Here is a 26,744-nt window from a genome sequence, read left to right on the forward strand (position 1 = left end):
ATGAGCCGAATGATCAGAGGGAGAAGAGGATGAACGAAACTTACTAAAGAGTATTCCATCCTTTCCGGAATGGGACGCTATTGAATAATGGAACCTCAAAGCTACGGCTTCTCGGCTGAGATTCTTTTTTGTTATTTTTGGAAGACTCCATTTCTTGCGGTACAATAGATGCGTGGAAGAAGATGAAGCGGAGGAACATTTATGATACGTACACTTGCGGTGACGCATACAGGTGAGGTGCTGACAGACATACCTCTGCAGGATATCCGGCGGGAGGATTATGCATGGATATGGGCAGATTTTGCTACACCTACGGCAGAGGAGACGCTGCTGCTGGATCACTATTTTCATTTTCACCCTTTGGCGATAGAGGATTGTATGCATGTACTGCAGCGGCCGAAGCTGGATCATTATGAGGAAGTGCAGTTTTTTGTGCTGCATGCGCTGAATGTAGAGACGCTGGATGCTGAAGAGATTGACCTTTTTTTGAGCGCGAATTACCTCGTGTCCTATCATCATCAGGAAAAAACAGAGATGAATGAAGCTTGGGAGCAGGTGAAGCGTGAAATACATAGTCGTAAAGGCTGGTCGGGTGGTCCGATGGCGGCTGCATATACTGTAATGGACAAGCTGGTAGATAAGTATTTTCCATGCCTCTACAGTTTAGAGGACGAGCTTGCGGATCTGGAGAGCAGTGGCGGCAGTGAGTCGGTGGAGGATTTGATGAGCCAAGTGTTTAATGTGCGCGGAAGGCTGCTCAAGATGCGGCGGACGATTGTGCCGATGCGCGATTTGATGTACCGGATTCTGAATTCGCAGCATGTCCAGAGCAACGGCGAGGAACGGATTTATTTTGGCGATATCTATGACCATTTGTTAAAACTGTCGGATATGATTGAGGCGGATAGAGAAATGACTGCGGACCTGCGTGATAGCTACATTTCTCTTAACTCCAACCGGATGAATTCGATCATGAAAACACTAACAGTAATCACTACCGTATTCATGCCGCTGACGCTGATTGCCGGAATTTATGGGATGAACTTCGTGGTGATGCCTGAACTCGAATGGAAATATGGATATTTTGGCGTTCTGCTATTTATGGTGGTGGTGGGTGTTAGTATGTTCAGATGGTTCCGGCGTAGTGGATGGTTTAAGTGAAAAATAAAACGTCACCGCTATTTGCGGCGACGTTTTCCGGTAGAGGGAGTAGAGCGCCGGCGTGTGGTTGTAGTGGATTTGCGGCGGGTCGAGGTGGAACGTCTTTTTTTGCGTCTGTTAGGGCTGTACAGCGCCGCATCCTCTTCGGCAGCTAGTGCACCTGAGGAGCCTTTGTTTTTGCCGAAGCTACCCATGAAGAGCTTAACCATCGGAGCCATCTGCTGGAAGCCGGACATCACCTTCTGCACCTTACCCATGGAGTTTACGATCCCGTCAATACCGCCCATTCGGTCGATGATACCTTTGATTTGCTCCATATTCCCACCGATTCCGCCCCCGCCGCCTAAACCGCCTAAGCCGCTAAGCAATCCGGCAAGCCCGCCGCTTGCCTTTGTTGTAGCTTCAGCAGCAGGAAGCGCTAGAGCTGTTTCAGTGGCAGCTTCTGCTCCTAAAGCGGGAAGAATTCCGCTCTCTCCTGGGGAGGATGAAGGCGCATATGGACTGAGCCCGGGGTAAGCAGATGCATTATAAGTATCGGTCAGTGAACGCTGGTTCCGGCGGGAATGATTATAGTAATGATCAGGCATAATATCACATTCCTTTGTTAGTGGTTTGCTATACTGTATGTCATGGGCGAACATACGGTATAGACGAATGCCCGGGTTACCCGTGATAGGAGCGGAAAAGGGCGAATGCCTATAATCGTCTTTAAGAAGTGAAAAAAGCGTGTACATGCTTGATTTTCGGCGCTTATGTAGTACTATAGTGTAGGTGCTATTTCTTATGTAGGAAGAAACAAACGTAGTTTGATACATATTGAGTGTGCGCCACGGGTGGACGTTTGTCCATCGATTTCACTCTTTACAGCGTGAAATCGTTAATGCTTGAAAAATGCGCTCCAGTGCAATATAGTAAAGGCAGGATAGTCGCATGAGGTTTATGTTTCCGGAGCTAGTTTTGTACGGAGCTTAATTAGAGAAACTAATGCTGATAGAACTTTTAGGGGATGAAAAGCTGATGCAACTTAAGAAGTTGAATGATAAAAGTATCGACCAATTATTTGAAGCTATTTTAACGTTAAAAAATATGGAAGAATGTTACGTGTTCTTTGATGATTTGTGCACTGTGAACGAGATTCAATCGCTGTCTCAGCGACTGGAAGTAGCGCGTATGCTCGGCAAAGGCTCCACCTACAACCAGATCGAAGCAGAGACGGGCGCAAGCACAGCCACGATTTCCCGTGTAAAACGTTGCCTGAACTACGGCAATGACGGATATAAATTAACGCTGGAACGTTTGGGACGCTAATTTATGGTACCGGGCGTACTTATTATCAGTCATGGCTCTCGCGATAAGGCTTGGGTGTCAATCGTAGAGGAAGCCGTAAGCGGATTATCGCTAGGTGAAGAGATTCCTGTTGTGGTCTCTTTTTTAGAGCTGGTAGAGGGCCGTCTGATTCAAGATGGAATAAATGAGCTGGAACACGCAGGGATCACAGATATTATTGTGATCCCATTGTTCGTTTCCTCAGGAAGCACACATGTCGATGAGATAGAATATGCACTTGGCGCCAAACCTGAGCCTGAACGTGAGACGGATTTAGCGCTGTTCTCAGTGAAGGCTAATGTTCACTACGGCTATCCTATCGACGATGATCCGGACATCGCTGTAATGATCTGGGACAAGCTACGTGAGCTGTCTACGGAACCGAAGCGAGAGACGATTTTGCTTGTGGGTCATGGCAGTGTATATGATGGCTTCCGGCAGCGCTGGCAGAAAGGTATATCTTCGCTGGCGGGACGTGTACGTGAGGTAAGTGGCGTAGCGGCGGCCGACTATGGTCTGCTGAGTCCGGATAGTATAAGAAGCAAGGTAGAGTATTGGCAGGAGCAGGGTCACGAGGTTCTGGTGGCGCCGCTTTTTTTGAGTGAAGGCTATTTTACTAAGCATGTGGTTCCGAACAGACTTAAAGGGTTAAACTATAAATATTCTGGTCAAACGCTTCTGCCCCATCCCCTTCTTCCGCATTGGATTGAGAGACAGGTAGAGACACTCCTCGAACAGATTCGAATGAAACGATAAAGCACTTACCAGAGCACACTTAATCATAAAAAAAGTGGCCACATCCGTGGATAATACGGGATTTGTTGCATACACATATAAATAGTTGTTTTTCTCTAAACTTAGTGTCATTAATTGCTGTATAATGGAATATTTGCATGAATGGGCCTTTAACATTGATTGTAGTGGTCCGAATTAGGTATAATCAATTAGGTTATTCTATTATAAAAACAGGTGGCGTTCCGGTAATGAAAACTGCGAGATTGATTTATAATCCCACTTCTGGACGGGAAGAAATGAAGAAGCGGCTCGCCGATATTTTGGACCGGCTGGATATTGGTGGCATTGAAGCTACCTGCCATGCAACAACCGGAGAAGGCGATGCTATGCTAGCTGCTGCAGATGCAGTAGAACGCGGTTATGATTTGATCATAGCAGCCGGTGGCGATGGCACTTTAAATGAGGTTATAAATGGTATGGCGGAGAAGCCTAATCTTCCCCCGCTCGGCGTTTTGCCGCTTGGTACTACTAATGATTTTGCACGTGCAATGGGAATCCCGAAGAACTGGGAAGATTCCTGTGATCTGATCATTCGCCAAGAGACACGTCCGATTGATATCGGTAAGGCAAATGACCGTTATTTTATTAATATAGCAGGCGGCGGTAGTCTAACCGAACTGACGTATGAAGTTCCTAGTAAGCTGAAGACCATGATAGGGCAGCTTGCGTATTATTTAAAAGGTATTGAAAAAATGGTCAGCCTATCTCCTCAGGAGCTAATCATTCGTGCCAATGGGCAGGAAGTTATTCATGATGAGTTCATGCTGTTCCTGATTGCAAATACGAATTCTGTTGGCGGCTTCGAAAAGCTTGCTCCCGGTGCTCGGATCGATGACGGTCTATTAGATGTTATAGCGGTTAAAAAATGCAACCTGGCAGAGTTTGTCCGTTTGGTCAGATTGGCTCTTCGCGGTGAGCATTTGAATGATAAGAAGGTTATTTATTTCCGTACGGATGCGATGGATGTAATCTCTCCAGGACATGTCCAATTGAACTTGGATGGCGAACTGGGTGGAGAATTGCCAGGGCGATTCCGGATTTTGCCACAGCATTTGCGGATTTTTGCTGAGAATAACTGAGATTGATTGAAAGTAAGAGTGTGGGTTTATACAGCGATGATAATGAAAGAAGTGAACAATAAATAATGAGTAAACACCGCAGTGGACGCAGCACCAGCCGCCCAGTCGGCAAGGCGCCTGTCGCCGGACTGCCTGTGAATAAAAATGATGAGGTTATGCTCGATATTATCGGCATGACCCATGAAGGTGAAGGGGTAGGCCGCGTAGAAGGCTTTACCCTTTTTGTGCAGGGAGCTCTTCCCGGAGAGAAGGTCCGGGCCAAGGTGCTCAAGACCAAGAAGCAGTATGGCTACGCCAAGCTGCTGAATTTAGTAGAGGCGAGCAGCGCCCGCATCGCGGCGCCTTGCGAGATCTATGATAAGTGTGGCGGCTGTCAGCTACAGCATATGGACTATGCCGCACAGCTGGCGTGGAAACGGCAACTGGTGGTGGACAACCTGGAGCGGATTGGGAAGCTCCAGGTGAGTGGTGGTGGAGACGCTGGAACGGATCCGACAGAGGACATTCTCGTCCGCCCTACACTAGGCATGGACGAGCCTTGGCGTTATCGCAACAAGGCTCAGGTGCCGATCGGCGTAACAGAAGGCGGCCTTGTGGGCGGCTTTTACGCGAGAGGAAGCCACCGGATCATCGATATGGAAACATGCTTGATTCAGCATGAAGATAACGATGACGTTGTGCGCAAGGTGAAAGAAATCGGACGGAAGCGCGGCATTACTGCTTACGACGAGGAGTCCGGCAAAGGCTTACTGCGTCATGTCGTAGTAAAGAAAGCCTTCCGTACTGGTGAGATGATGGTCGTACTCGTCACTAATGGCGAACGCATCCCACATCTGGACGAATGGATCACTGAGATCCAACGTGAAATCCCAGCTGTTACAAGCATCTGCCAGAACGTGAATACTAAGCAGACGAACGTAATCTTCGGTGATACAACACGTACCCTTTGGGGAAACGATGTTATTTACGATTATATCGGCGATGTGAAATTCGCGATTTCTGCCCGTTCTTTTTATCAGGTTAACCCGGCTCAAACTGAAGTTCTTTACGGTAAGACGGTAGAGTATGCAGGACTTACGGGAAACGAGACTGTTATAGATGCTTATTGCGGTATCGGGACGATTTCATTGTTCCTTGCACAGCATGCTAAACAGGTCTACGGTGTAGAGATCGTACGTGAAGCAATTGAGGATGCACGGGCGAACGCCACTTTGAATGGTATGGGTAATGTAGTGTTTGAGGTAGGTGCATCTGAGGATGTAATCCCTAACTGGAAAGAGCAGGGGATTACGGCGGATGTTATCGTGGTCGATCCTCCGCGTAAGGGCTGCGATCCGCGGTTGTTGGAGACGATTCTGGCGATGAAGCCGGAACGGGTGGTGTATGTATCGTGTAATCCATCGACACTGGCAAGGGACTTGCGGGTGCTGAAGGATGGCGGGTATAAGACAGTGGAGGTAACTCCGGTGGACATGTTTCCGCATACGACACATGTGGAGTCTGTCGCGTTGCTTATTAAAAAGTAATATCTCCGAGCCACATTTACCTATATTAAAAGACCAATCCTTTGTGAGAGGCCTCTGAAGAACTAGCAATTTTTCGGTGAGACCAGGAATCAAGCGAATAAAAAAGCGGTACCTGATCCGGATTTTCCGGAAGGTGCCGCTTTTTTTAAGGCATTTTTTCCTTGACCATAGTCTGCCAGCTTTATTATTCGTTTCAAGTTCACCGCGAATATCGCCCATCGCCCCTTGTATTTGCATTCCTATTAGACCCGAGGACGACGCTATGTCGTACCCGTGCCGATGCCTGAGTTCGCAGTGTTTCGTTTCGATTTTGTAACTTTCTTTGCCTTCTTCTTGAAATACTCCGTTTCTTGAAAAGCCATTTACTCGTCGGCTGGTCGAATTCCGTCATCGTTGCAATTGAAAGATTAATTTGTAATATTTTGCAGGAGTTTGTGCTGGGTCTATAGAAATACTTCTAGCATCTCGGGTGTTTTCTCATTCCAAATAAATAATTGAATAAACAGAAGGAGCGCCGGGACGTTTGCACTCGCTTGGTGACTGGCTCTCTCATTGAATAGAGTGAAGATGGGGCTTGACACAACTGAAGACAATACTCGTTACAAATAATGCATTAACAAAATCTGCTATGCAACATATTGAGGAACATAATAGTAAAAATAGTATTAAACTATATGTCATACAGAGCGAAACAGAGAGGGATATCAAAAAACAAATAGATGCCGTTGTCAATAGTTAACGACTGCTCTATTGGTAACTTGGGTTAAGGTTAGCATTCATGTAAAAGCTAATTCCGAAGTAGTGAACAAGAGTCAAGTGATGTGGAATCGGTCATATTAATGGTTCGAAATGGAGATGTGATCGTTTGCTCTACCGAGAAGCGGGCGAGCGGGCCTGGAAGCCTTTACAATGGCCACAAACTGGACCGGAATATAGATCGCTTTGACAAGGCCGACCGTTTGGTTCGAGTCGAAACCATTTAGTTTGCCGATCCGGACGGGCATGCTTGGGAAACTGCACAGGTTCTGTAAAGGATCGGGAGTAAAGAGGAGGGCTGGATGTTGAACAATTCTTTGGCTATTATCAAGCAATACAAACAGAATCTGGATAGATATTCGATAGAGCAGTTGCGATATAAATGCGAGGAAGACGTATGGTCGGTTGGGCAAATGTATATCCATGTTATCGAGGTGGCGGAAGAGTACATCGGGCATATTGAAACATGCGCTAAGGCGACACATGAAGAGCTCGAAGGCAAGACAGAACCTGGAATGAAGGCTCTTACCGCAAAAGAATGGCCCGATATCCGAGTGAAACTTGAGGCGTCGCTCAACGCGACACGCAACCCTGAAAGCAAGGATGAAATTATAGCCGGATTGGATCAGGTGCTGGAGAAGCTGGCCTATATGGAGGGGCGCTCAAATGAGGCGAACCCGGCTTGCAAGGTGCAGCATGGTTGGTTTGGTTGGCTAAATGCGCGCGAATGGTTTGAGATGGTTGGTATGCACAGCAGGCATCATTTGCGCCAAAAGGCGAGATTGGATGAGAAGCTGGTGGAGGCAGGCCTACGATAAAATCGCAATGCTACGTACTTAAGTTATGTAGAGTCGGTGCATAACTACCCTCTCTGGAGATTTCCAATCGGGACAATTCTACCGGCAGTTGAATAAAGCGCATGTGACAATTCAACCAACGCTTGATAGGATTGCGTTTGCGGAAATGCTATGCTGTTTTTGACAGTGCGCACTGTACATTTTGCTTTATTGGAGGTATACAATGCTCGACTTGCGTAAAATTGGAGCTTATATTTCGAAGCTTCGCAAAGACCAGGATTTGACCCAATTGGAACTTGCCGATCATCTGAATGTAAGTCATCAAGCGGTATCGAAATGGGAACGGGGCGACTCGCTGCCGGATATCGGAACGCTACCGCAGTTTGCGAGGTTATTCGGCAAAACGGTTGACGACATTTTAAACGCAGGAGATAACGTAGAAAATCGGGAGCACCCGCACCTAGGAACGATCGTTGAGGAGATCGCAGAGAGCAGGCCGGAACAAGTTGCAGAGATGGTCAATACCGGAGAGGCGGGGGTGGAGGAGCTTGTAGAAGTAGCGCCGTTTGTAAAAGCAAGCGCTCTGCATAAGGTTACAGAACGATTAGACAGCAGCGTCCTTAATTTAGAAGTGATCATGCGGCTCGCTCCGTTCCTTGGGACAGGTACATTGGATGAACTCGTTCGTCAGGCAGAAGAAGGCGAAATGGTGTGGAATACCATCACCGGACTCGCTCCGTTCGTCAGCAGCGACACATTAAGCCGACTGGTAGATAAATCGGTTGACGGTTCCTTAGAAGTGCACAATCTTGTTGGAATTGCCCCATTTCTTGGAAGACAACATGTAGATCGTTTGGTACAGCAAGCAGAAGAGGGCAGCTTGAGCTGGGATTCCGTTCAAGGGCTGGCCCCCTTTATTAGCAGAGAAACGTTAAGCCGCTTGGTAGACCGGGTTGCAGACGGCACTATCGATGCGGATCAGATCATAGGTCTCGCACCTTTTCTGGACAGGGAAAATCTCGAGAAGTTGATTGGTGGAGTCGAAGCTGAACATTTTAGCCCAGATCTGCTGGCAAGCCTTGCTCCTTTCGTCGATCAAGGGACATTGAGCAGAATGATGACAAGCTTATTAAATAAAGTAAAGTAGACAAGTATCTCGGAGATTGGTGATGTATAGATTGTCTTCGATCCTCAAAGCTACCGGCTTGAAATTCGGTAGCTTTTTGTTTAGACGTTCGGATCATTGTGAACCAGCGTTACACAGAAACCTCAGAATGGCGAACAAGTCAACAACAGAATAAAAAAGTGTTTCAATTGTATTTCAATTATTTTAGTAGCACACATTGTGGATAGTCCTGATTTCGACCCCATATTCCCTGATATAGGTGATCGTCTTGGTATATTTCTGTTCTGAAACTTTTGTTCACAGTGCTTATTTTCTTCATGACGATGATCCGAATACATAAATAAACCGCCCTGTTCGCAATGTTGCTGACAGGGCGGTTTGCTATGTCTTAGAGGGCAGCTTGAAAGTTATCAGTCAACCTCACTCTACACAAACATTAAATTATTCTGCTACAACTTGTTTGCCTGCAATTCGGCCGAAGGTGAAGATATCAGCGATGGCATTACCGCCAAGACGGTTTGCACCATGAATGACCCCTGTTACTTCACCTGCAGCAAACAGCCCAGGGATGGCTTCGCCTTTTTCATTCAATACGCGAGTCTTCTCGTCGATCACCAAGCCGCCCATTGTATGGTGAACGGATGGTACAGCTTTTTCGATGTAGTAAGGACCTTTTTCAAGAGATTTCAATCCACCGCGATGTTTGAAATCAAGGTCTTTACCTGTTTTCGCATAATCATTTACTTTATTAATCGTTTCTTTCAAAGTGTTCACGTCAATTTTGAAGAAATCAGCCGCCTCTTCAATCGTATCGGCTTTAAAGAGCAAGCCTTGTTTAACGAGTTGATCGTATTCGTCTTGATGAACTTCGATCGTTTTACCGATATCCTCAATGCCTTGATTCCATAATTGATACGTATATCCGCCCGTTTGGGCAAGAATTGCTTTAGAAATAACGTCACGACGTTCTAATTCCTCAACGAAGCGCTTGCCTTCTTGGTTAATCAGGATGGCACCATCGAAGCGGGAGTCTGCAACCAGGGAAATAACACCTGTCTCAGGGTTACAGATTGGATACGTTTGAATATTCTCCATGTTTGTCAGCTTGGCGCCAATCGTTTCTGCCATAACGATACCGTCACCTGTAGATCCTGGTGTATCGGTAGACATATATTTTTCATCCATTTTAGGATTATATTTTTTACGCATCTCTACATTGGATCCAAAACCACCGGTAGCGATGATGACGCCTTTGTTTGCATGGAATGTGATCTTGTCGCCAGTACCCGAAGTCGCAGTTACACCTGTTACTTTGCCGCTTTCGTCCTTCAGCAAGGTTTCGGCTTTCATATTCGTTTTGATCGTGATTTGATCAGCGTCTGTTTTGGCTTTTAACTTAGTAATCAATTCAACACCTGTATGACCTACAGGAATCAACGCACGTTTTCTGGAATGGCCTCCAAATTGGAACAGATGATCAGGTAAGAACTCTACCTTGATATCATCGCGCAGCCATTCGGCAGATGATAGAGCATTGTCGGCAAGAATACGAACCATCTTTGGATCCCCGAGGTTGTCTCCGCCTTTCATCGTATCATTATAGAACAATTCAGTCGTGTCATCTGTGATGCCTAGAGCACGTTCAACCCAGTTGTCAGGCGCATTCATCTCACCACCGGAGATCAATGTGTTGCCGCCAACAGCTGGCATTTTCTCGAGCAGAACTACATTTGCTCCAGCGCTCTTCGCTTCGATAGCCGCACTAAAGCCAGCACCCCCGGCACCGATGACGACAACATCATAGGTTTGCTCGGCTTCTTCTTTGTCTTTGCTTTTACTGACTGCAGCGCCAGCGACAAGGGTAAGTCCAGATTTCGTAATTGCATCTTGAATGGCTTCGAGATATCCTTTGCTTGTAACCGTAGATCCGCTAACGGCATCAACTTTTGCGCTGTTAGTTGCCATGACATCTTGCTTGAGCTGCGTATAAACAGGTTCTGCAAGTACTTCATTTTCCTTATGCTCTGTTACTTTAATGTCAGTGATCTTGTTATCTAATAAGGAAACTTGTACTTTAATATCACCATGTTTACCTTGCCCAACCCCTTCAAAGACTTGAACTCCGTTTGCATCTGCAGCGGGTGCTGCATCTTTACCGCCGCAGGCAGCAAGCGTGAACATAAGACTGAGGACTAGTAGAATAGATAACAGCTTTTTCGTGTGAGTACGCATAATATCTCCTTCATTCTGTTGTGAATTGGTTACATACACTAGGGAGAGAAAGATTTGCTAGGCAAATCCTTTGTCTCTAGCCTAGACATGAATGTTATTTCATGTGAAAATATGCACAAGACCTATTATAGATTTAGTACAGCATTATGTATTTGCACAGATTAGCGTTTTTTTGTCTTTTTCGGGCATGTAAGAAACGGATATTGTGAAGGGCTATGATTACAATGAGATCAATTCACTTAAAAATTACGTTAATTGCAGGAAGCTGCTTCTTGCTGCTGTTCATTGCATTACTTGTAACAATATATTTGGAGATGAACCATACGGTTGTCCCTTTGAATAAGAACTTAACGCAGCAAGTGGTTAATGCACGCAGCGACCAGATCGATTATTGGTTTAATCAGCGCATCGGTGAGATAGACATGCTTGCTTCTCTAGCTTCGGACCATCAGTGGACACGAGATGAATTGCTGCAAGAGATTGATAAGTTCGAGGCGAAGAAGCAAGTAGAGTACGAATCCATACGCGTGGTGGATATTCACGGAAATTCCTGGTCAGCAAGGGACAAGCCTTTTTCGATACTAAACCGACCCTACTATCGAAAACTGCTGAATTCAGATTCCAATTATGTGGTGAGCAATCCGATCGTATCCAAAGCGAATGCAGCCGAAATCGTCGTCATTCTCTATCGCGTGAATCCATCAGTGAATGATGAGGTAGCTTATATTGCCGCAGCCGTCTCCGTTAAGAAGATGAAGGAGATTGCTCAAGATGTAATGCTATATGACCAGTCAGGCCAGCTTATCATCGATTGCAGAGAGCTGGGGGAAGGAGATGGAGCGGAGGATGCAGCAGATAAGAAGAACATGAGTGTATTTGAGGCTCCAATTCAAAATGTGGAAGGCTGGAAGCTCGTACTCGAAGTACCGAATTCAAGTCTATCGCTAGCGGTGATCAAAACACAGCGGACTGCATTGCTGGTAGGCGTTCTTATCGGTAGTGCGTTTATCGTCTTTCTGATGCTGCTTGCTTCTTCCATTATTCGTCCAATTCAGTCGCTTCGCCAGGTAATGGAAAATGTGCAGAACGGCAACCAAACCATACGAGCAGATGTTACGCGCTCGGATGAGATCGGCGATCTTGGGCGAAGCTTCAATGACATGCTTGTTCAATTATACGCTGTGGAGCAGGACAGAAAGGAGATGGAACTCAGACTGATTCATGAGCAGATCAAGCCGCACTTTTTATACAACACATTGGATACGATCCAGTGGATGGCAACGGAACATGGAGCAGATAATGTGGTGGAGATGGTGGAAGCGCTTAGCGCGTATTTCCGAGTAGGGCTTGGCACAGGCAGTCCCTACATTCTGCTTGATCAGGAGTTGTACCATGTCGAGAGTTATCTTCATATTCAAGGCGTGCGATATGAGGAGATTCTGGACTACGAGCTTCGATATGATGAAAAGCTTGCTCAGTGCCAAGTCGTTCGCTTCATGCTGCAGCCTTTGGTGGAAAATGCGATTTATCACGGGATTAAGCCACTTGGGGATCAAAAGTGCAAAATTTCGATTACAGCATATAAACAGGTCGATTATTTGGTCATTAAGGTTGAAAATAATGGGGTTATGATTCCTGAAGAGAAGCTTGAACAGATGAATCAAGCCCTTCTTGATGATAAATATGATCGTTCTGCCACGGGCTTTGGGCTATACAGTGTAAACCATCGCATTCGACTAGCTTACGGGGTGCCATATGGCCTTGTAGTGAAGAACGAAGATGGCATTACCGTTATGGTCATTCGAATACCTTTGGAAGGGGAGTGGAATGAAGATGTGGAAGATTGTCATCGTCGATGATGAAACGATCATTCGCAAAGGCTTGCGACAATACATTGAGGAGAGTTCGTATCTTTTTGAAGTTGCAGGAGAAGCGAAAAGTGCAAACGAAGCATTGAATATGGTGGAGGAAGCCCCACCACATGTATGTCTTGTGGACATCAACATGCCGAATATGAATGGGCTCGATCTGATAAATATATTGCGCGAACGCTGTCCGTCGGTTCTGGTTGTCATCATCAGCGGCTACGATAACTTTGAATATGCGCGTCAAGCCGTGCAACTGCAAGCATTCGATTATGTATTGAAACCTGTGCCGAAGAGTGATCTGAACAAGCTGCTTCATCGGATCGATGAGCATCTTCAGGCAAAATATCCTTTGCATTCACATGAAAGCAGGGTGGATAAGGAGCTGGGGCTTCCCGGGTATACAGGGGATGGAACAGTGCTTATCCAAAAAGTGACCGAGTATATTGACAGTCATTATCAGGATCCGGAGCTGTCTATTACTCGAGTAGCAGCGCTATTTCATATCAACCAAACCTATCTTAGCAAGCGTATGAAGCAAGAAATCGGTGCTTCATTCCTTGACTATGTCACCGAGCTTCGGATATCGAAGGCGAAGGAGATTCTGGATGACGTAATGCCGAATATCAAAATCGGGGATCTGGCCGTGAAGGTAGGGTATAAGAGCCAGTACTATTTTAGTCGTGTGTTCAAAAATAGAGTCGGCTCAAGCCCCTTAGAGTACAAAAAGCATCCGTTCGGTTATGGATAGGGCATCAAGTTAGTAGAACGCCGCAGCAATTAGGCGCCACCATATATAAACACGACGCAACCTCGAGAGGGTTGCGTTTTTTATTTGGAGGATTGCTTAGAGGACATTGCTAGAAAATAGGTAGGACCTAAGGAGGTAAGCGCTATCTTTATACCTATAAAAACGCGACGTGAAGGCCTTCATGTCAACAAGTGTATACCCGATGTCATTAATTATCTATTTGAAAGAAGGGCCACTTTTCATAATGTTACTATAAGGACATTGACATATGTTATAAGCTTCTATGGCGTGTCGGAATCTCGGAAGGGAGGAAAGAGCATCGAGGTAAGCTGAAATGGAAGCGCATACCATTTAGGAGATTGATGTTTCTTGACTCAAGAATCAGAAGGGAGTTCGTACGATATGAAGAGGAGTAGAAAATGGGTAGCTCTCGTCATGGTTGCGATCATGATCGTAACGATGATGCCGATCGCGCAAGCGGAAGAGGCGCTGCCGCCTACACAGACAGAGGAACAGACACCAGCGAACCCGCCGGGCGAAGCCGATCCGGTCGAGGTGACGAATCCATCAGACCTACCCGGAGCGGGTACGGAGGGTGTTATTGCGTCAGTGTATGGGGCGGTATATCACAATCTTGCAGCGGGCTTATCTTATGAGTGGTCGCAAGAGCCGGAAGCTTCAAATCCGGATGAAGGCAACAAACTTACGGATGGTATATATGGGGCAAGCAATAGATCCGACGTAGCATGGGTTGGACATCATTTGGGTAAGACACGCGAAGTTGTGTTTGATTTGGGGGCGAAGAAATCACTCACGGGTATTAAAGCCAATTTCCTCGAAGATTGGCCAACGAACAATGTACTCGTGCCACTCACGGTATCGATGTACGTCTCCGATGACAAGGTGAACTGGGGACTGCTCAAAGACAATGCCACGCAGAAGCTGTGGAATGATGGTAAATACACGGAGACCTATGTGTGGGATGGCAGCAAGGACGGTATTAAAGCGATCGGCCCAGATGAGAGAATCGCGTATGCTCGGTACGTGAAAGTAACATTCACAATGCATACGCGTGCAATGACCTTCGTGGATGAGATTGAAATCCTCGGTGAAGAGGGCAAAGTTGCCGGAGCTGTAACTGTTCCAACGCATACGCCGAAATTCTTGGCGGCAGGCGAAGCGACAGCGGGTATAGAGCATCTTGGACTTTTGTATAACGGGCAATATGCGAATGACTTAGGCATCTGGACGAAAGAACGGATCATTCCGAACATTAGTTATGTCGATAAGGACGGCAAGATTAAGGATCGACTCTTCGACGGCGTCCTGTATCTTGGCATTAACTCTCCAAATCCAGGTCGTGATTTCGGCGGGCGGGCTTATCTGGAAGATTGGCAATGGTATCTGGATAAGACCTATGCGGTAGGCGGTGATATGGATGCGTTAAACGCAGCGGCTAAGGAAGTATCCGATGCGCTGAACGAGTCTGGCGTGAAGGAAAAGGTTGTCCTCATGATTCCGGATCCAGGTGAATCGATCACTAATTTCGGAGCTATTGAACAAGGTGGAGAATCGCTGAACTTCAATGATTCCGTTGGCAAAGAGAAAGCCCTTGCGAACCGTGAAAAAGCAGTTCAATGGTGGCTGCAGCAAGTCAAATCGAGATGGGAAGCAAAAGGTTATGCTAACCTCGAGCTTGTAGGTATGTACTGGTTCGAAGAGCAAATCAGCACAAGCCAATCCGGACCGGATCTGATCCGTTCGGTGAGCAGCACCCTGCATGACATGCAAATTAGCGGCAAGGACCTGAAGTTCTTCTGGATTCCGCATTTCTTCGCTTATAAAGCGTTCATGTGGAAGGATGTCGGCTTCGATGCGGTGACGATCCAACCGAACTACTTCTTCGAGCCGACGGATATCGAGCGCTTGGAGGATTCTGCGAATCTGGCGAAGCAGTATGGCATGTCCAATGAACTCGAGTTCGATGATCGGATGCTGACGGACGGCGTGTTCCGCGAGCGGTATATCGATTACTTGAACAGCGGTGCGAAGACAGGGCTTATGAAGGATGGCTTCAAATCGTATTACCAAGGCAACAATGCAGTCTATAACACCGCGGTAAGTAAAGATCCAGCGACACGCGTTCTTTACGACTGGCTGTATCAATTTGTTAAAGGAACGTATCAGATCAACGAGGCTCCGCCTTCCGAGGTAGACGTGCAGATGAACGGCAAGCCGTTCCAGAGCGGGATGAAGCTGCCCGATTCAGAATCCGTAGCCTTTACATGGAAGCTTAGAACTGATGATGGTCTGACGAAAGTGACGGCGACGTATGACGGCAAGCCTTATACAGCAGGTACCGTTATTCCGCTTGCAGGCAAGCTTGGCAAGCATGAGCTTAACATTACCGTTACGGCGGGGCATATGGTGACTAAGTCATATGTTATCGAAGCAACGACGAATGCATCTGGTATGAAAGCGTTAGTCGACCGCTTCGAACAAGCGAAGCAATTTACCAATTCTGCAACGGTGCGTTCTTTGAACAACTATTTGGAAATGATGAAGCGCTATGAAGGGAAAGATGCAGCGCAAGTCACCAAGTATCTCCAAGGCTTTAACGCAAAGCTGGATGAATTCAAGAAGGCGGGTACGATAAAAGATGAGGCGTACAATACGCTGAAGGAAAGCGTCTATTACCTGATAGGCAATTTGGCGCAGAATAAAACGGTAGAAGCTTCGTCGACCGAAGGCAATAATGTGAATTATGCACCGGCTAAAGCCGTCGATGGATTCCCTGCTTCAAGATGGGCGAGTGAATACGTGGACAATACTTGGTTCCTGGTCGATCTCGATGAAGTGAAGGAAATGGATACGGTTCGAATCGATTGGGAATATGCTCGTGCCGATAAATACAAACTTCTTGTGTCGAACGATAAGCAGAACTGGATCAATGTCATGCCAAATGACGGAATGATTACCGCGCATGATGGCAAAGAAACGATTCAGTTCAACCCGGTCAAGGCAAGATACATGAAGTTACAAGGCATAAAAAGAGCAACCGATTACGGATATTCCATCTACGAGTTTGGTGTCTATAACCTCTCGGGCGCTGTAGACGTGAAGGGCATTGAGGGCATACAAGTAAAGGTTGACGAGGAAGCGAAAAAAGTAACGATTGATGGATTGCTGATGAATGGCGTCCTTACAAATGTGAAGTTGAAGGTGCTTGATCCGAAAGGCAAGGTTCAACTCGAAGATGAGACGAAGAGTACAGTCGCGGGAAGCTTCCAATTCACATTCAAACTTACGGGTAATTTAAAGGGAACCAATGAGGCGTATCTATCGACTGGCTATATGAGCGAGCCTGTAAAAGTGACCTTTGAATACTCAAAAGAAAACCCAGGTAAAGGTCACGATAAGTAATGGAGAAATAATCCATCCAAGTAGCAATACGACCCGCGCTGAAACTTCCTGTACCGGTTATCGAATTATCTGTCGAGGAAGACTTATAACCGAAGTAAAAACGTTTGAGGCGTAACATAACAAGCCGATTAGTTGCCAGACCACGGGGTCTATACCTAATCGGCTTGTTTCTATGTACAGAGGTGATGACAAGAAGGGATCTCTTCTTTCTTAATGGGTATAGCTCCATAATAAACCCGTGCCTGAAATTGAATAAAGGCGTAACAAATAGAGGATTAGATTATATCAAGATATTATTCAGGTTTTAGTGGGAATGTATTATGTATTGTATAATAGAACGACTGCCTTAACAGGTATTTATAACATAAAACATAGGAGGATACATGTCCTGGAGCAAATTGAAGCAACAACTGGAGAGTTTTCTCTGTCCTGCGTTATACGGCAGGGTTGAATATCGCGCGAGCAGTTACCGTTATTTACCTGATAAATCAGGGAATTGTTATATTTCGGTAGATAAAAAGAACGTACTTAATATGAATGATAGAACTAGCTCAATTAGATGGTATCAGACGGAGCAGGAGATTAAGAATGATTCAGATCTTCAAATTCCTATCAACCATGAAGACATTGAAGCGGTTAGAAAAGATAGTAAGGGGATCATCCCGGAGGATCGGCTAATAGTCATTGCAAGAAGCAGAAAAATATCAGAAGTTGCAAAGGAGCTTTTGTCAGCACAGACATCATTAAGTAAATCGAACTTTATTGTTATAGCTACTAAGTATTTATCTATTTCCATAGAGGAGAGCTTAGAAAGCGACGATATTTTATTGAATATTTTTGCCTTAGTGGACAGACGAGTTGGAAAAAAGCGAATGCTGAACATGACTGAGAAGATGAAGTTAAAGCATCCTATTGTGCAGTATTTTTATGAACTACGGCGTAGTACATTATGAAAATAAATAACTTCATTGAATATTCAAGAAACACTCCCTACAAAAATCCCTAATTCTACGCGACTTCTTCCCACCATAACAATAGCCATGATAATGAGAGGGATGTTCGCATATAGTGTATATGGAATCGGAGAGTGTCGCTCTACTGGTAAGGAAGGATACAGTGTTATGAGATCCTTATATTTATTGGACTTTACGGACAAGTATGAGAAAAAAGTTATTGAAGAGATGGCATCATTGCCGTCTCTTTTTTGTTTCTTTGGTCACTTTTTTAGCATTGCTCTAAATCTGGTTCCCTCTACGGCATCCTACGATCACAAGCATGAACGGCTGCACGAAAATTAACGTTGATGCTTATGTTTAACCCCTCTCTGCTCTGCTAGGTGACGGGAATCATAGACGTACTTACGTGATGTTGCTACGATGTTCCATGGAAATTAAGTGAAAGTGAACACAAGAAATTACAGAAGGAGTTATTTAACGTGAAAAGAATCGTAACACTAAGCACACGCAAACTGATGGATACGGCAAAACACGGCGGATGCGGCGCATGCCAGACCTCTTGCCAGTCCGCTTGTAAAACCTCCTGCGGAGTTGCAAACCAGAAGTGTGAAAATGCAATGAACAGATAGGATTCGGCATGTTACCGCCCATTGCTCTGCTGATGGGCGGCTATTTTTAAGAAACGGATGCTAACTCTAAAGGAAGGCAAAGCCGTTTCTACTTGTGTGTAAAAGGAGCTTGATTAGCAAGTATGATTCATCAATATAAACTAAACGGATATAACATCGTGCTCGACACTTACAGTGGTTCGGTACATGTTGTTGATGACCTGGCATATGAAATTATAGCGCTTTATGAGGAAACTTCTGTCGAACAAATCGTGACATTGATGTTGGATAAATATAAGCATGATTCAAGTATTTCTGAGAGCGACATTCGAGAAACCATCGTGGATATCGAGGTGCTTATAAATGATGGTCAGCTTTTTACGAAAGATGAGTATGAGAACCTCTCGCTCGATTTAAAAAAACGAAAAACTTATGTCAAGGCACTCTGCCTCAATGTTGCACATACCTGTAATCTATCATGCGACTATTGCTTCGCTAGCCAAGGGAAATACAACGGAGATAGGGCAATCATGAGCTATGAGGTTGGACAAAAAGCTATTGATTACCTGCTTGAAAACTCGGGTCATCATCGAAACCTGGACATCGACTTTTTCGGCGGGGAACCGCTGCTGGCCTGGAAAGTGGTTAAACAGATCGTAGCTTATGCAAGAAGCAAAGAACAAGAGTACAAAAAGAAGTTCCGCTTCACCTTCACGACGAACGGAATGCTGCTGAATGATGAGGTCACCGAGTTTCTAAATCAGGAAATGTACAATGTCGTATTAAGCCTGGATGGAAGAAAAGAGGTTCATGACCGGCTTCGTCAAACGGTTAACGGCAAAGGCAGCTACGATCATATTGTTCCGAAGTTCCAGGAATTCGTTCGTAAGCGCGGAGACCAAGAGTACTATGTACGAGGAACCTACACTCGCAACAATGTCGATTTTACCAACGATATTTTTCATATCGCTGACCTTGGTTTTGACAAGCTCTCAATGGAACCGGTCATCTGTGATCCAAGGGAACCTTATGCACTTACCGAGGAGGACCTCCCGGAGATATACAACCAATACGAAATTCTCGCCAAGGAAATGATTGGGCGCGGTGAGCAAGGCAAGGGATTTACCTTTTATCATTACATGCTTGACCTCTCGGAAGGGCCTTGCATCCAGAAGAGAATCACTGGCTGTGGTTCAGGAACTGAATATCTTGCTGTCACCCCTTGGGGTGAGCTTTTTCCTTGTCACCAGTTCGTCGGGGATGAAGAATACAGCATGGGAAACCTCTGGGATGGCATCACAAAGCCTGAGCTGCAATGTCAATTTAAAGAGAGCAACTGCTACTCGAAGCCGGAATGTAAGGACTGCTGGGCGAAGCTCTACTGCAGCGGCGGTTGTCCTGCCAATGCGCTTCACGCGACGGGTTCCTTGGTCGGAACCTATGACTTCAGCTGTGACATCTTCCGCAAGAGAGTCGAATGTTCCATGATGGTGAAGGTGGATGAATCCATTAGAGCGATGGAAGAGCAACCTAGCTAATTAACATAACGAATATAAATGGTAGCCGAGAAATAGACACTTTTAAATAAAGTGTTCTTTCTCGGTTTTTTTTGTATCAACTAGAGTTACTACTATGATCATAGATTGTCTTCTCGATCGGTAATAAGGATGAGGAATTCAAAACGTGATGGCCTAATCTGTTTAATAGACAGAGAGGGCTTTTTTAATGTGCAAATCTATGATTTTTCCTTTGGACACAAATATATATGACTAAAGTCATATTAAATTCGTGATTTAACGTATTTTTTTTGTCGAAAAATAAACTATTTTCTAAGAAATGTCGATATAATAGGATAGAAATCTGCTTTTCTGTATTAACTGCAATTACGGAAGCGTTAACAATTATATGAATAGTCATTCGACAAGGAGGAAAGCAATGTTAAAAAAGTTAGGCAAGATTGGATTGGCTTTTATATTAGTCATTGGGCTGCTGCCGATGATTTCACTCCGGGCATACGCTGCCACACCCTCATTCACCAAAACGGTGGACTTTCCCATTCAGCCTCCAGTTACAAACGCCTCGGGTAAGAATGTTTCTGATGTTGATGTTCTTCCTGACGGAAGTACCGCAGTAGTGTTGAACACATTCGCTTATCAAGGCAATTCCTACGTTTATACTTATTTTTTGAAGATTTTTGACAGCGCGGGAGCTCCTAAAGCGGATGTTCCTCTAAGTAACTTAATGGATACCTATTACCAAATGATTGATGTGAATATGCTTGCGCTAAGTGATGGAAGGATTCTGATTACTTACCATAAAAGCGACAGCGGCGATAACAATTTGCAATTGGGAAACGTTAGGGAGAGTACTCCCAATGCCTATTTCATGGTGCTAAACCAGTCAGGACAAAAGGTGGTCGGTCAGACACAGATTAATACATACTCTGCCGCCAGTACCCCGGCACTCACGCGCTTTGTCTCTATAACGGAATTGTCGGACGGCAATATAGCTTTTTCCTGGCAACGGAACGACAATATTAGCACGGCTACGCGTGTGTTCACTGTTGAGGGCAACCCAGTTTCGGGAGAAACACTTCTGGTTTCCCATAATGCGAGCATGTCTAATGTATCCGCTGGAGACGGTGTATATATGGTTGCTTACAATTCAGGAGTAGGACCCCAGACGGATACTGTTTATCTGAAGATATTCAGTAATAGTGGGACTCTGTTAAATACGATTAATAAAGGAATAAGAACGGATGAAAAACAGCTGTTTCTATCCACGTTGAACAACGGGAATTTCATGTTCAGCCAATATAACTATAGAAACGACTCATCAACGGTTTCTTTATATGATAAGAACGGTACGAGTAAGGGGGATTTTACAGTAAGCGGCTCTCTAGGTGAATCTTCGGCTGCTATTTATAGGGATGGTGCAAATCCGGGCTTTGTAACCGTAAGTACGGACCCCACTTCTACCAATGCCATCAATGATGCGTACAACAACTTTAAAGAATGGTCGGGAACGCAGTATGCTAACCTTAATTATTATGACAATGACGGTAACTTAGTCTTTACATCGGATCAGCCGGTGGATTCCGCTCCGGTGGCTATGCAGGGTTTCAATGAAACCACTTGGATGTACGCTGTGGAATATTATCCAAGCTTCAAATTGTATCCCACCTTTGGTGACAAGCTTGTCTTGGTGACAACCGATAATACGGATGCTGATCATTATAGAATAACCGCTAAAATATTTGAGACGGGAGCTCCGGCACCAGCGGCTATCATTGACTATGCAGCTGAGCAACTGACCGGACTGACGCCAAACAGCGCGTACTCGGTTAACAACGGTACGGCGGTAACGGCGACAGCAGATGGTAAGCTGGCTATAGACAGCAGCTGGTTGGGGACGTCAGTGAGCATCGTTAAGAAAGGTGATGGCTCGACGACAACGGATAGCCCGGCACAAACGCTGACTATTCCATTCCGTCCAGGGGCACCGACTGGTGTAACGGCGACGAATGAAACGGCGATAAGTGCTAACGATGGTATATTGACTAACGTAACAACTGCGATGGAGTACAAGAAGGGTGTGGCGGGTACTTGGACGAATATTTTAGGTGCAACCGTAACGAGACTTGAACCGGACATCTACTATGTCCGGACAAAAGCGACGGTGACGGCGTTTGCGTCAGAAGCGAAGAGCGTGACGGTGGCTACGTTTGTGGCAACACCGGAAGTGACACCGGCAGCCATCATTGATTATACGGCAGAGCAGTTAACCGGTCTGGTGCCAAACGGCTCGTATACGGTGAACGGTACGGGAGTAACAGCGACAACAGATGGTAAGCTGGCCATTAACAGTGGTTGGTTGGATACGTCGCTGAGCATCGTGAAAAAAGGCAATGCCTCGACGACATTGGATAGCGCGGCGCAGACGCTAAGCATTCCGCCTCGTGCAGGGGCGCCGACTGGTGTGATGGCGACGGATGAAACGGCGATCAGTGTTAACGATGGTACATTGACGAACGTGACAACCGCGATGGAATACAAGAAGGGTACAGCAGGTGCATGGACGAATGTAGCAGGTGTAACCGTAACGGGACTTGTTCCGGACACGTATTATGTGCGGACAAAAGCAACGGTGACGGCATTTGCATCAGAACCACATAGCGTAACAGTGGCTACGTTCGTGCCAACGCCGGAAGCGACACCGATAGCCGTCATTGATTATGCGGCTGAGCAGTTAACAGGTTTGACGGGAAGTGGCTCGTACACGGTAAACGGCGCTTTGGTAACAGCGTCAGTTGATGGCAAGTTAGCTATTGAGAGTAGCTGGTTGGGGACGTCACTGAGCATCGTGAAGAAGGGCAACAGTTCGACGACTACGGATAGCGCAGCGCAGACGCTGAGCATTCCGATCCGTCCAGTGGCGCCGATAGGTATAACGGCGACGGACGAAACGGCAATAAATGCTAACAATGGTACACTGACGAACGTGACAACCGAGATGGAATACAAGAAGGGTATGGCAGGTGCATGGAAGGATGTGACGGGTGTAACCGTAACGGAACTAACTCCAGACACGTACCATGTGCGGACGAAAGCGACGGGGGCGGCATTTACGTCAGCTTCAGTGCAAGTGGCGGTGGTTGCTTTTGTAGCAACACCGGAAGTGGCGCCGACAGCTGTTACTGATTATTCGGCCGAACAATTGACAGGTCTCACGCCAAACAGCTCGTACACAGTAAACGGAGCTTTGGTAACAGCGACAGCAGATGGCAAATTAGCTATTGGTAGCAGTTGGTTGGGAACTTCGCTGTGTCTTGTGAAGAAGGGCAATGGCTCGACGACAACGGATAGTGCGGCGCAGACGTTAAGCATTCCGTCCCGTTCAGGGGTGCCTACTGGTGTAACGGCGATGGATGAAACGGCGATAAATGCCAACGATGGCAAATTGACGAACGTAACAAACGCGTTGGAATACAAGAAGGGCACAGCAGGGGCATGGATAGATGTGTCGGGCACAACCGTAACAGGACTTATTCCGGACACATACTATGTGCGGACGAAAGCGACTTTGACAGCATTTGCGTCAGAAGCGAAGATCGTGACGGTGGCTACGTTCGTGCCAACGCTGGAAGCAACACCGACAGCCATCATTGACTATGCGGCAGAGCAGTTGACAGGCTTGACGCCAAGTGGCTTGTACACGGTAAATGGTTCAGCGGTTACGGCGACAGCAGATGGTAAGCTGGACATTAATAGTAGTTGGATAGGAATATCGCTAAGCATCGTGAAGAAGGGCAACAGCTCGACGACAACGGATAGTGCGGCACAGACGCTAAGCATTCCGTCCCGTTTAGTGGCGCCGACTGGTGTGACAGCAACGGGTGAAACGGGAATGAACACAAACGATGGTATGCTCATCAATGTTACTCTTGCGATGGAATACAAAAAAGGCACAGCAGGTGCATGGACAGATGTACCGGGTACAAGCGTGACGGGACTTACTCCTGACACGTATTATGTGCGGACGAAAGCAAAAGCGACTTCATTTACCTCGGCTTCGGTGCAAGTGACGGTATCGGCATTCACCAAAACGCCAGAAGCGACACCAGCGGCCGTCATCGACTATGCTACTGAACAGTTGGCAGGCCTGACGCCAAGTGGCTCATACATGGTAAACGATACAGCGATTACGGTGTCAGTAGATGGAAAGCTGGAAATAGAAAGCAGTTGGTTGGGAACGTCACTGAGCATCCTTAAGAAAGGTGACGGTTCAACAACAACGGACAGTGCGGTACAGACGTTAAGCATTCCAGCTCGTGCAGCGGCTCCGGTAGGAGTGACTGTTACGGATGTGACTTACAATGGAGCTAATAACGGCACCATTCAGAATCTGACAGTCCACATGGAATACAAAATAGGCAGCACGGGTCTTTGGACAGAAGTTACAGACACAATGATTACTGACCTTGCGCCGGACACGTATTATGTTCGGGAAAAGGCAACGGCAACAGCATTCGCTTCTATTGCTGTTCAGGTTATCGTTCATGACTCGAATGCGGTCATTCCGTCCGCGCCTGAAGTCACCGCTGATGATCAGAACAATACGATTGTTGGTCTGGACACAAGTATGGAATTTTCATTGGACGACGGAACTTATGTACGGTTCGACGGAACCAACTTGCCGGACTTGAGTGGTGAGCACATCGTTAAGGTACGGGTGGTAGCTAGCGGGTCCGTTCCGGCAGGACCGGCAACCACGCTTACCTTTACAATTAATATACTTAACCCTGCGGGTGGCTTGAACGTGAACGCCATCGATCCAAGTGGCTCGGCAAATAACGGCTATACACAAATCACTGTTATACCTGCGCTGGCTGAAGGACATAAGCTTTTTTATAAGAACTTTGGTGCTGGTAGCGTAGTCGTACCAAATGTGGGAGATGTCCTGACTGGATACATGCTTGTAGGCAGTGAGGGATTGGTTCCTGCGGCCAATGGGGATACGATTGGGATTGCAGAGGTAGATGCTGACGGCAAAGTGGTGAAATACGGTAGTGCAACAGCAGCTGTGGTGGCTGATACCGTAACACCTGGTACTGATCCGGTCAGCCCAGGATCCGGAAGTAACTCGAATAGCGGAACAACCCCCGGTAACGCGAACACAGTCGTTACCGATGTGATCGTCCTTGTTAACGGTAAGGAAGAGAACGCAGGCAAAGCAACAACAACGGCCTTAGGGAACGTGGCTACAACTATTATCGTCGTCGACCCAGCTAAACTCCAAGCAAAGCTGGACGCGGAAGGTAATGGGGCGGTGGTGACCGTTCCTGTGACGCTGGATTCCAACGTCATTGTCGCTGAGTTAAATGGTCAAATCATTAAGAACATGGAGAACGCATCGGCTACCCTAGTGTTTCAGACAAGCAAAGGGACTTATACTTTGCCAGCCGACGAAATCAATATTGATGCGTTAGCTAAAAAACTTGGAAGCGGCTTGAAGCTGGAAGATATCACACTGAAGATTACGATCAGCGAATCCTCAGTATCCATGAACCAGGTAGTGGCGGATGCGGCAAGCAGAGGTGGCTTTACACTCGTTGCACCGTCACTAGATTTCACTGTTACCGCTACTTACGGTACATCGACAGTGGAAGTGAGTCAGTTCAATGCTTACGTAGAGCGGATAGTGGCACTTCCAGGTGGTACTGATCCAAACCAGATTACGACTGGCGTCGTTGTGGAGCCAAATGGCACAGTGCGCCATGTACCGACCAGATTCGTTCTGAAGGACGGCAAATACTACGCAGTTATTAAGAGTGTGACGAATAGCTCGTATTCGGTGATCTGGCATCCACTGACTTTTGCGGATGTGGAGAATCATTGGGCGAAGGACGCAGTGAACGATATGGGATCTCGTCTAGTAATTAATGGAGTGAACAAAACGACGTTTAACCCGAATGCAGATATCACCCGGGCTGAGTTCGCAGCGATCATCGTACGAGGTCTGGGACTGAAGCTTGGGGAAGGAAAGACCGCGTTTGCGGACGTACCAGCGAATAGTTGGTATGCAGGGGCGGTTGAAACTGCATCCGAGTACGGTCTGATCACCGGTTTTGAGGACGGGACATTCCAGCCGAATGCTCCAATTACACGCGAGCAAGCTATGAACATTATCGCCAAAGCGATGAAGTTAACTGGCCTTGCGGACAAGACTGGCACAGTGGATGCGACAAGTGTACTCGCTGCCTTTACAGATGCAGGTAACATAGGCGTCTGGGCCAAGGACAGTCTGGCACTAGCCGCCAAGGCTGGCTTAATCAGCGGCCGTGGCGACAATAAGCTGGAGGCAAAGGCTAATGTCACCCGTGCGGAAGTGGCAGTCCTGATTCAGCGTTTGCTGCAGAAGTCGGGGCTTATTGATTAAATTGTGAGTAATGGAAGAGCGGATTCAGCATAGGGCTGAATCCGCTTTTTTGTTAGATAGGGCTTCATAAAGATCTGTTTTGTTAAGGATTGCTCAAGGCACTTGTAGTTGTTTTTGATTATTTTGGTAATTTCAGGCTACTCCCTACATTAGGAGGGATAGCAGTAAATTAATTCGAGCTTGTCTAAGTGATTCATCATATGCGACAGTCCGTCTTTATAGATAAACCCCTCAATTGATTCCTGTCGACTTACCTTAGTGATCCAGTTCATCACCGCTCAGTATAATTGTTATTATGAGAATGTAATGATCTCCCAATTAATATACCTTAAAGAGGATATTTTGAATGATGTGATCAACTTCTCGAAGGGTGAGAAGTTAATTGAGACATCGCAATGAAGGGAG

17 protein-coding genes and 1 pseudogene are annotated in these 26,744 nt (G+C 46.3%); 15 read left to right on the forward strand and 3 right to left on the reverse strand.

The features are described 5' to 3' along the window. The first annotated feature begins 201 nt into the window (after positions 1 to 201). Positions 202 to 1,161, forward strand: coding sequence for a magnesium/cobalt transporter CorA (gene corA / locus ACWNM1_RS02620; RefSeq protein ID WP_449599645.1), 960 nt, complete (start codon positions 202 to 204; stop codon positions 1,159 to 1,161). 17 nt (positions 1,162 to 1,178) lie between these two features. Here corA and ACWNM1_RS02625 read toward each other — a convergent pair whose 3' ends face one another. Continuing rightward, positions 1,179 to 1,748 carry a tyrosine protein kinase gene (locus ACWNM1_RS02625; protein WP_449599647.1) on the reverse strand — a complete coding sequence of 190 codons (570 nt, stop codon included), beginning with the start codon at positions 1,746 to 1,748 and terminating at the stop codon, positions 1,179 to 1,181. A 430-nt stretch (positions 1,749 to 2,178) separates the two neighbouring features. On the opposite strand from ACWNM1_RS02625, the gene ACWNM1_RS02630 reads away from it, so the two are divergent. The 4 genes from ACWNM1_RS02630 (at position 2,179) to rlmD (ending at position 5,887) form a co-directional block, all read left to right on the forward strand. After that, positions 2,179 to 2,469, forward strand: a complete 291-nt coding sequence (locus tag ACWNM1_RS02630; protein WP_019913624.1) for a YerC/YecD family TrpR-related protein — start codon at positions 2,179 to 2,181, stop codon at positions 2,467 to 2,469. A gap of 3 nt (positions 2,470 to 2,472) precedes the next feature. Then, positions 2,473 to 3,243 carry a sirohydrochlorin chelatase gene (locus ACWNM1_RS02635; RefSeq protein ID WP_449599652.1) on the forward strand — a complete coding sequence of 257 codons (771 nt, stop codon included), beginning with the start codon at positions 2,473 to 2,475 and terminating at the stop codon, positions 3,241 to 3,243. 227 nt (positions 3,244 to 3,470) lie between these two features. Next, positions 3,471 to 4,361 (forward strand): diacylglycerol kinase, encoded by an 891-nt coding sequence (locus ACWNM1_RS02640; RefSeq protein ID WP_042184783.1) that lies wholly within the window; start codon positions 3,471 to 3,473, stop codon positions 4,359 to 4,361. A gap of 65 nt (positions 4,362 to 4,426) precedes the next feature. Next, complete coding sequence (rlmD, locus tag ACWNM1_RS02645; RefSeq protein WP_449599654.1) at positions 4,427 to 5,887, forward strand: 23S rRNA (uracil(1939)-C(5))-methyltransferase RlmD; 1,461 nt, start codon at positions 4,427 to 4,429, stop codon at positions 5,885 to 5,887. A gap of 176 nt (positions 5,888 to 6,063) precedes the next feature. Here the strand turns inward: rlmD and ACWNM1_RS02650 are convergent. Next, a pseudogene (locus ACWNM1_RS02650) lies at positions 6,064 to 6,226 on the reverse strand (IS5/IS1182 family transposase); the annotation flags it as partial. 482 nt (positions 6,227 to 6,708) lie between these two features. Here ACWNM1_RS02650 and ACWNM1_RS02655 point away from each other — a divergent pair. The 3 genes from ACWNM1_RS02655 (at position 6,709) to ACWNM1_RS02665 (ending at position 8,587) form a co-directional block, all read left to right on the forward strand. Continuing rightward, positions 6,709 to 6,870: a hypothetical protein gene (locus ACWNM1_RS02655; protein WP_449599656.1), complete on the forward strand. Its 162-nt coding sequence runs from the start codon at positions 6,709 to 6,711 to the stop codon at positions 6,868 to 6,870. A gap of 75 nt (positions 6,871 to 6,945) precedes the next feature. Further along, on the forward strand, positions 6,946 to 7,461 hold the full coding sequence (locus tag ACWNM1_RS02660) for a DinB family protein (protein ID WP_449599658.1): 516 nt from the start codon (positions 6,946 to 6,948) through the stop codon (positions 7,459 to 7,461). Between the two features lie 202 nt (positions 7,462 to 7,663). After that, entirely contained in the window at positions 7,664 to 8,587 is a 924-nt protein-coding gene (locus tag ACWNM1_RS02665; RefSeq protein ID WP_449599660.1) for a helix-turn-helix transcriptional regulator, read from the forward strand. Between the two features lie 420 nt (positions 8,588 to 9,007). Here the strand turns inward: ACWNM1_RS02665 and ACWNM1_RS02670 are convergent, their stop codons facing one another. Further along, positions 9,008 to 10,798 carry a flavocytochrome c gene (locus tag ACWNM1_RS02670; RefSeq protein ID WP_449599662.1) on the reverse strand — a complete coding sequence of 597 codons (1,791 nt, stop codon included), beginning with the start codon at positions 10,796 to 10,798 and terminating at the stop codon, positions 9,008 to 9,010. A gap of 224 nt (positions 10,799 to 11,022) precedes the next feature. On the opposite strand from ACWNM1_RS02670, the gene ACWNM1_RS02675 reads away from it, so the two are divergent. The 7 genes from ACWNM1_RS02675 to ACWNM1_RS02705 all read left to right on the forward strand — a co-directional run bounded on the left by ACWNM1_RS02675 (position 11,023) and on the right by ACWNM1_RS02705 (position 26,339). Then, positions 11,023 to 12,657, forward strand: a complete 1,635-nt coding sequence (locus ACWNM1_RS02675) for a histidine kinase (RefSeq protein WP_449599664.1) — start codon at positions 11,023 to 11,025, stop codon at positions 12,655 to 12,657. Then, positions 12,626 to 13,414, forward strand: coding sequence for a response regulator transcription factor (locus ACWNM1_RS02680; protein ID WP_175618971.1), 789 nt, complete (start codon positions 12,626 to 12,628; stop codon positions 13,412 to 13,414). Before ACWNM1_RS02675 ends, ACWNM1_RS02680 begins: the two co-directional genes overlap by 32 nt. Positions 13,415 to 13,816: 402 nt before the next feature. Beyond that, entirely contained in the window at positions 13,817 to 16,837 is a 3,021-nt protein-coding gene (locus ACWNM1_RS02685; RefSeq protein ID WP_449599666.1) for a DUF4855 domain-containing protein, read from the forward strand. 383 nt (positions 16,838 to 17,220) lie between these two features. Next, positions 17,221 to 17,790 carry an SF0329 family protein gene (locus ACWNM1_RS02690; RefSeq protein WP_449599668.1) on the forward strand — a complete coding sequence of 190 codons (570 nt, stop codon included), beginning with the start codon at positions 17,221 to 17,223 and terminating at the stop codon, positions 17,788 to 17,790. A 482-nt stretch (positions 17,791 to 18,272) separates the two neighbouring features. Further along, the gene (scfA, locus tag ACWNM1_RS02695; protein WP_076098734.1) at positions 18,273 to 18,422 is read left to right on the forward strand and encodes a six-cysteine ranthipeptide SCIFF; all 150 of its coding nucleotides are present in this window, start codon (positions 18,273 to 18,275) and stop codon (positions 18,420 to 18,422) included. Between the two features lie 122 nt (positions 18,423 to 18,544). Further along, a complete protein-coding gene (gene scfB, locus ACWNM1_RS02700; protein WP_449599671.1) occupies positions 18,545 to 19,939 on the forward strand; it encodes a thioether cross-link-forming SCIFF peptide maturase in 1,395 nt (464 codons plus the stop codon). Positions 19,940 to 20,336: 397 nt separating this feature from the next. Continuing rightward, a complete protein-coding gene (locus ACWNM1_RS02705; RefSeq protein ID WP_449599673.1) occupies positions 20,337 to 26,339 on the forward strand; it encodes an S-layer homology domain-containing protein in 6,003 nt (2,000 codons plus the stop codon). Positions 26,340 to 26,744 lie beyond the last annotated feature (405 nt).

This window comes from Paenibacillus sp. Marseille-Q9583, from assembly GCF_976954365.1.

What these genes read in the sequence shown, in the direction of transcription:
- corA (WP_449599645.1), top strand. Translation starts at nt 202, where the DNA reads ATGATACGTACACTTGCGGTGACGCATACAGGTGAGGTGCTGACAGAC.
- ACWNM1_RS02625 (WP_449599647.1), bottom strand. Translation starts at nt 1,748, where the DNA reads ATGCCTGATCATTACTATAATCATTCCCGCCGGAACCAGCGTTCACTG.
- ACWNM1_RS02630 (WP_019913624.1), top strand. Translation starts at nt 2,179, where the DNA reads ATGCAACTTAAGAAGTTGAATGATAAAAGTATCGACCAATTATTTGAA.
- ACWNM1_RS02635 (WP_449599652.1), top strand. Translation starts at nt 2,473, where the DNA reads ATGGTACCGGGCGTACTTATTATCAGTCATGGCTCTCGCGATAAGGCT.
- ACWNM1_RS02640 (WP_042184783.1), top strand. Translation starts at nt 3,471, where the DNA reads ATGAAAACTGCGAGATTGATTTATAATCCCACTTCTGGACGGGAAGAA.
- rlmD (WP_449599654.1), top strand. Translation starts at nt 4,427, where the DNA reads ATGAGTAAACACCGCAGTGGACGCAGCACCAGCCGCCCAGTCGGCAAG.
- ACWNM1_RS02660 (WP_449599658.1), top strand. Translation starts at nt 6,946, where the DNA reads ATGTTGAACAATTCTTTGGCTATTATCAAGCAATACAAACAGAATCTG.
- ACWNM1_RS02665 (WP_449599660.1), top strand. Translation starts at nt 7,664, where the DNA reads ATGCTCGACTTGCGTAAAATTGGAGCTTATATTTCGAAGCTTCGCAAA.
- ACWNM1_RS02670 (WP_449599662.1), bottom strand. Translation starts at nt 10,798, where the DNA reads ATGCGTACTCACACGAAAAAGCTGTTATCTATTCTACTAGTCCTCAGT.
- ACWNM1_RS02675 (WP_449599664.1), top strand. Translation starts at nt 11,023, where the DNA reads ATGAGATCAATTCACTTAAAAATTACGTTAATTGCAGGAAGCTGCTTC.
- ACWNM1_RS02680 (WP_175618971.1), top strand. Translation starts at nt 12,626, where the DNA reads ATGAAGATGTGGAAGATTGTCATCGTCGATGATGAAACGATCATTCGC.
- ACWNM1_RS02685 (WP_449599666.1), top strand. Translation starts at nt 13,817, where the DNA reads ATGAAGAGGAGTAGAAAATGGGTAGCTCTCGTCATGGTTGCGATCATG.
- ACWNM1_RS02690 (WP_449599668.1), top strand. Translation starts at nt 17,221, where the DNA reads ATGTCCTGGAGCAAATTGAAGCAACAACTGGAGAGTTTTCTCTGTCCT.
- scfB (WP_449599671.1), top strand. Translation starts at nt 18,545, where the DNA reads ATGATTCATCAATATAAACTAAACGGATATAACATCGTGCTCGACACT.
- ACWNM1_RS02705 (WP_449599673.1), top strand. Translation starts at nt 20,337, where the DNA reads ATGTTAAAAAAGTTAGGCAAGATTGGATTGGCTTTTATATTAGTCATT.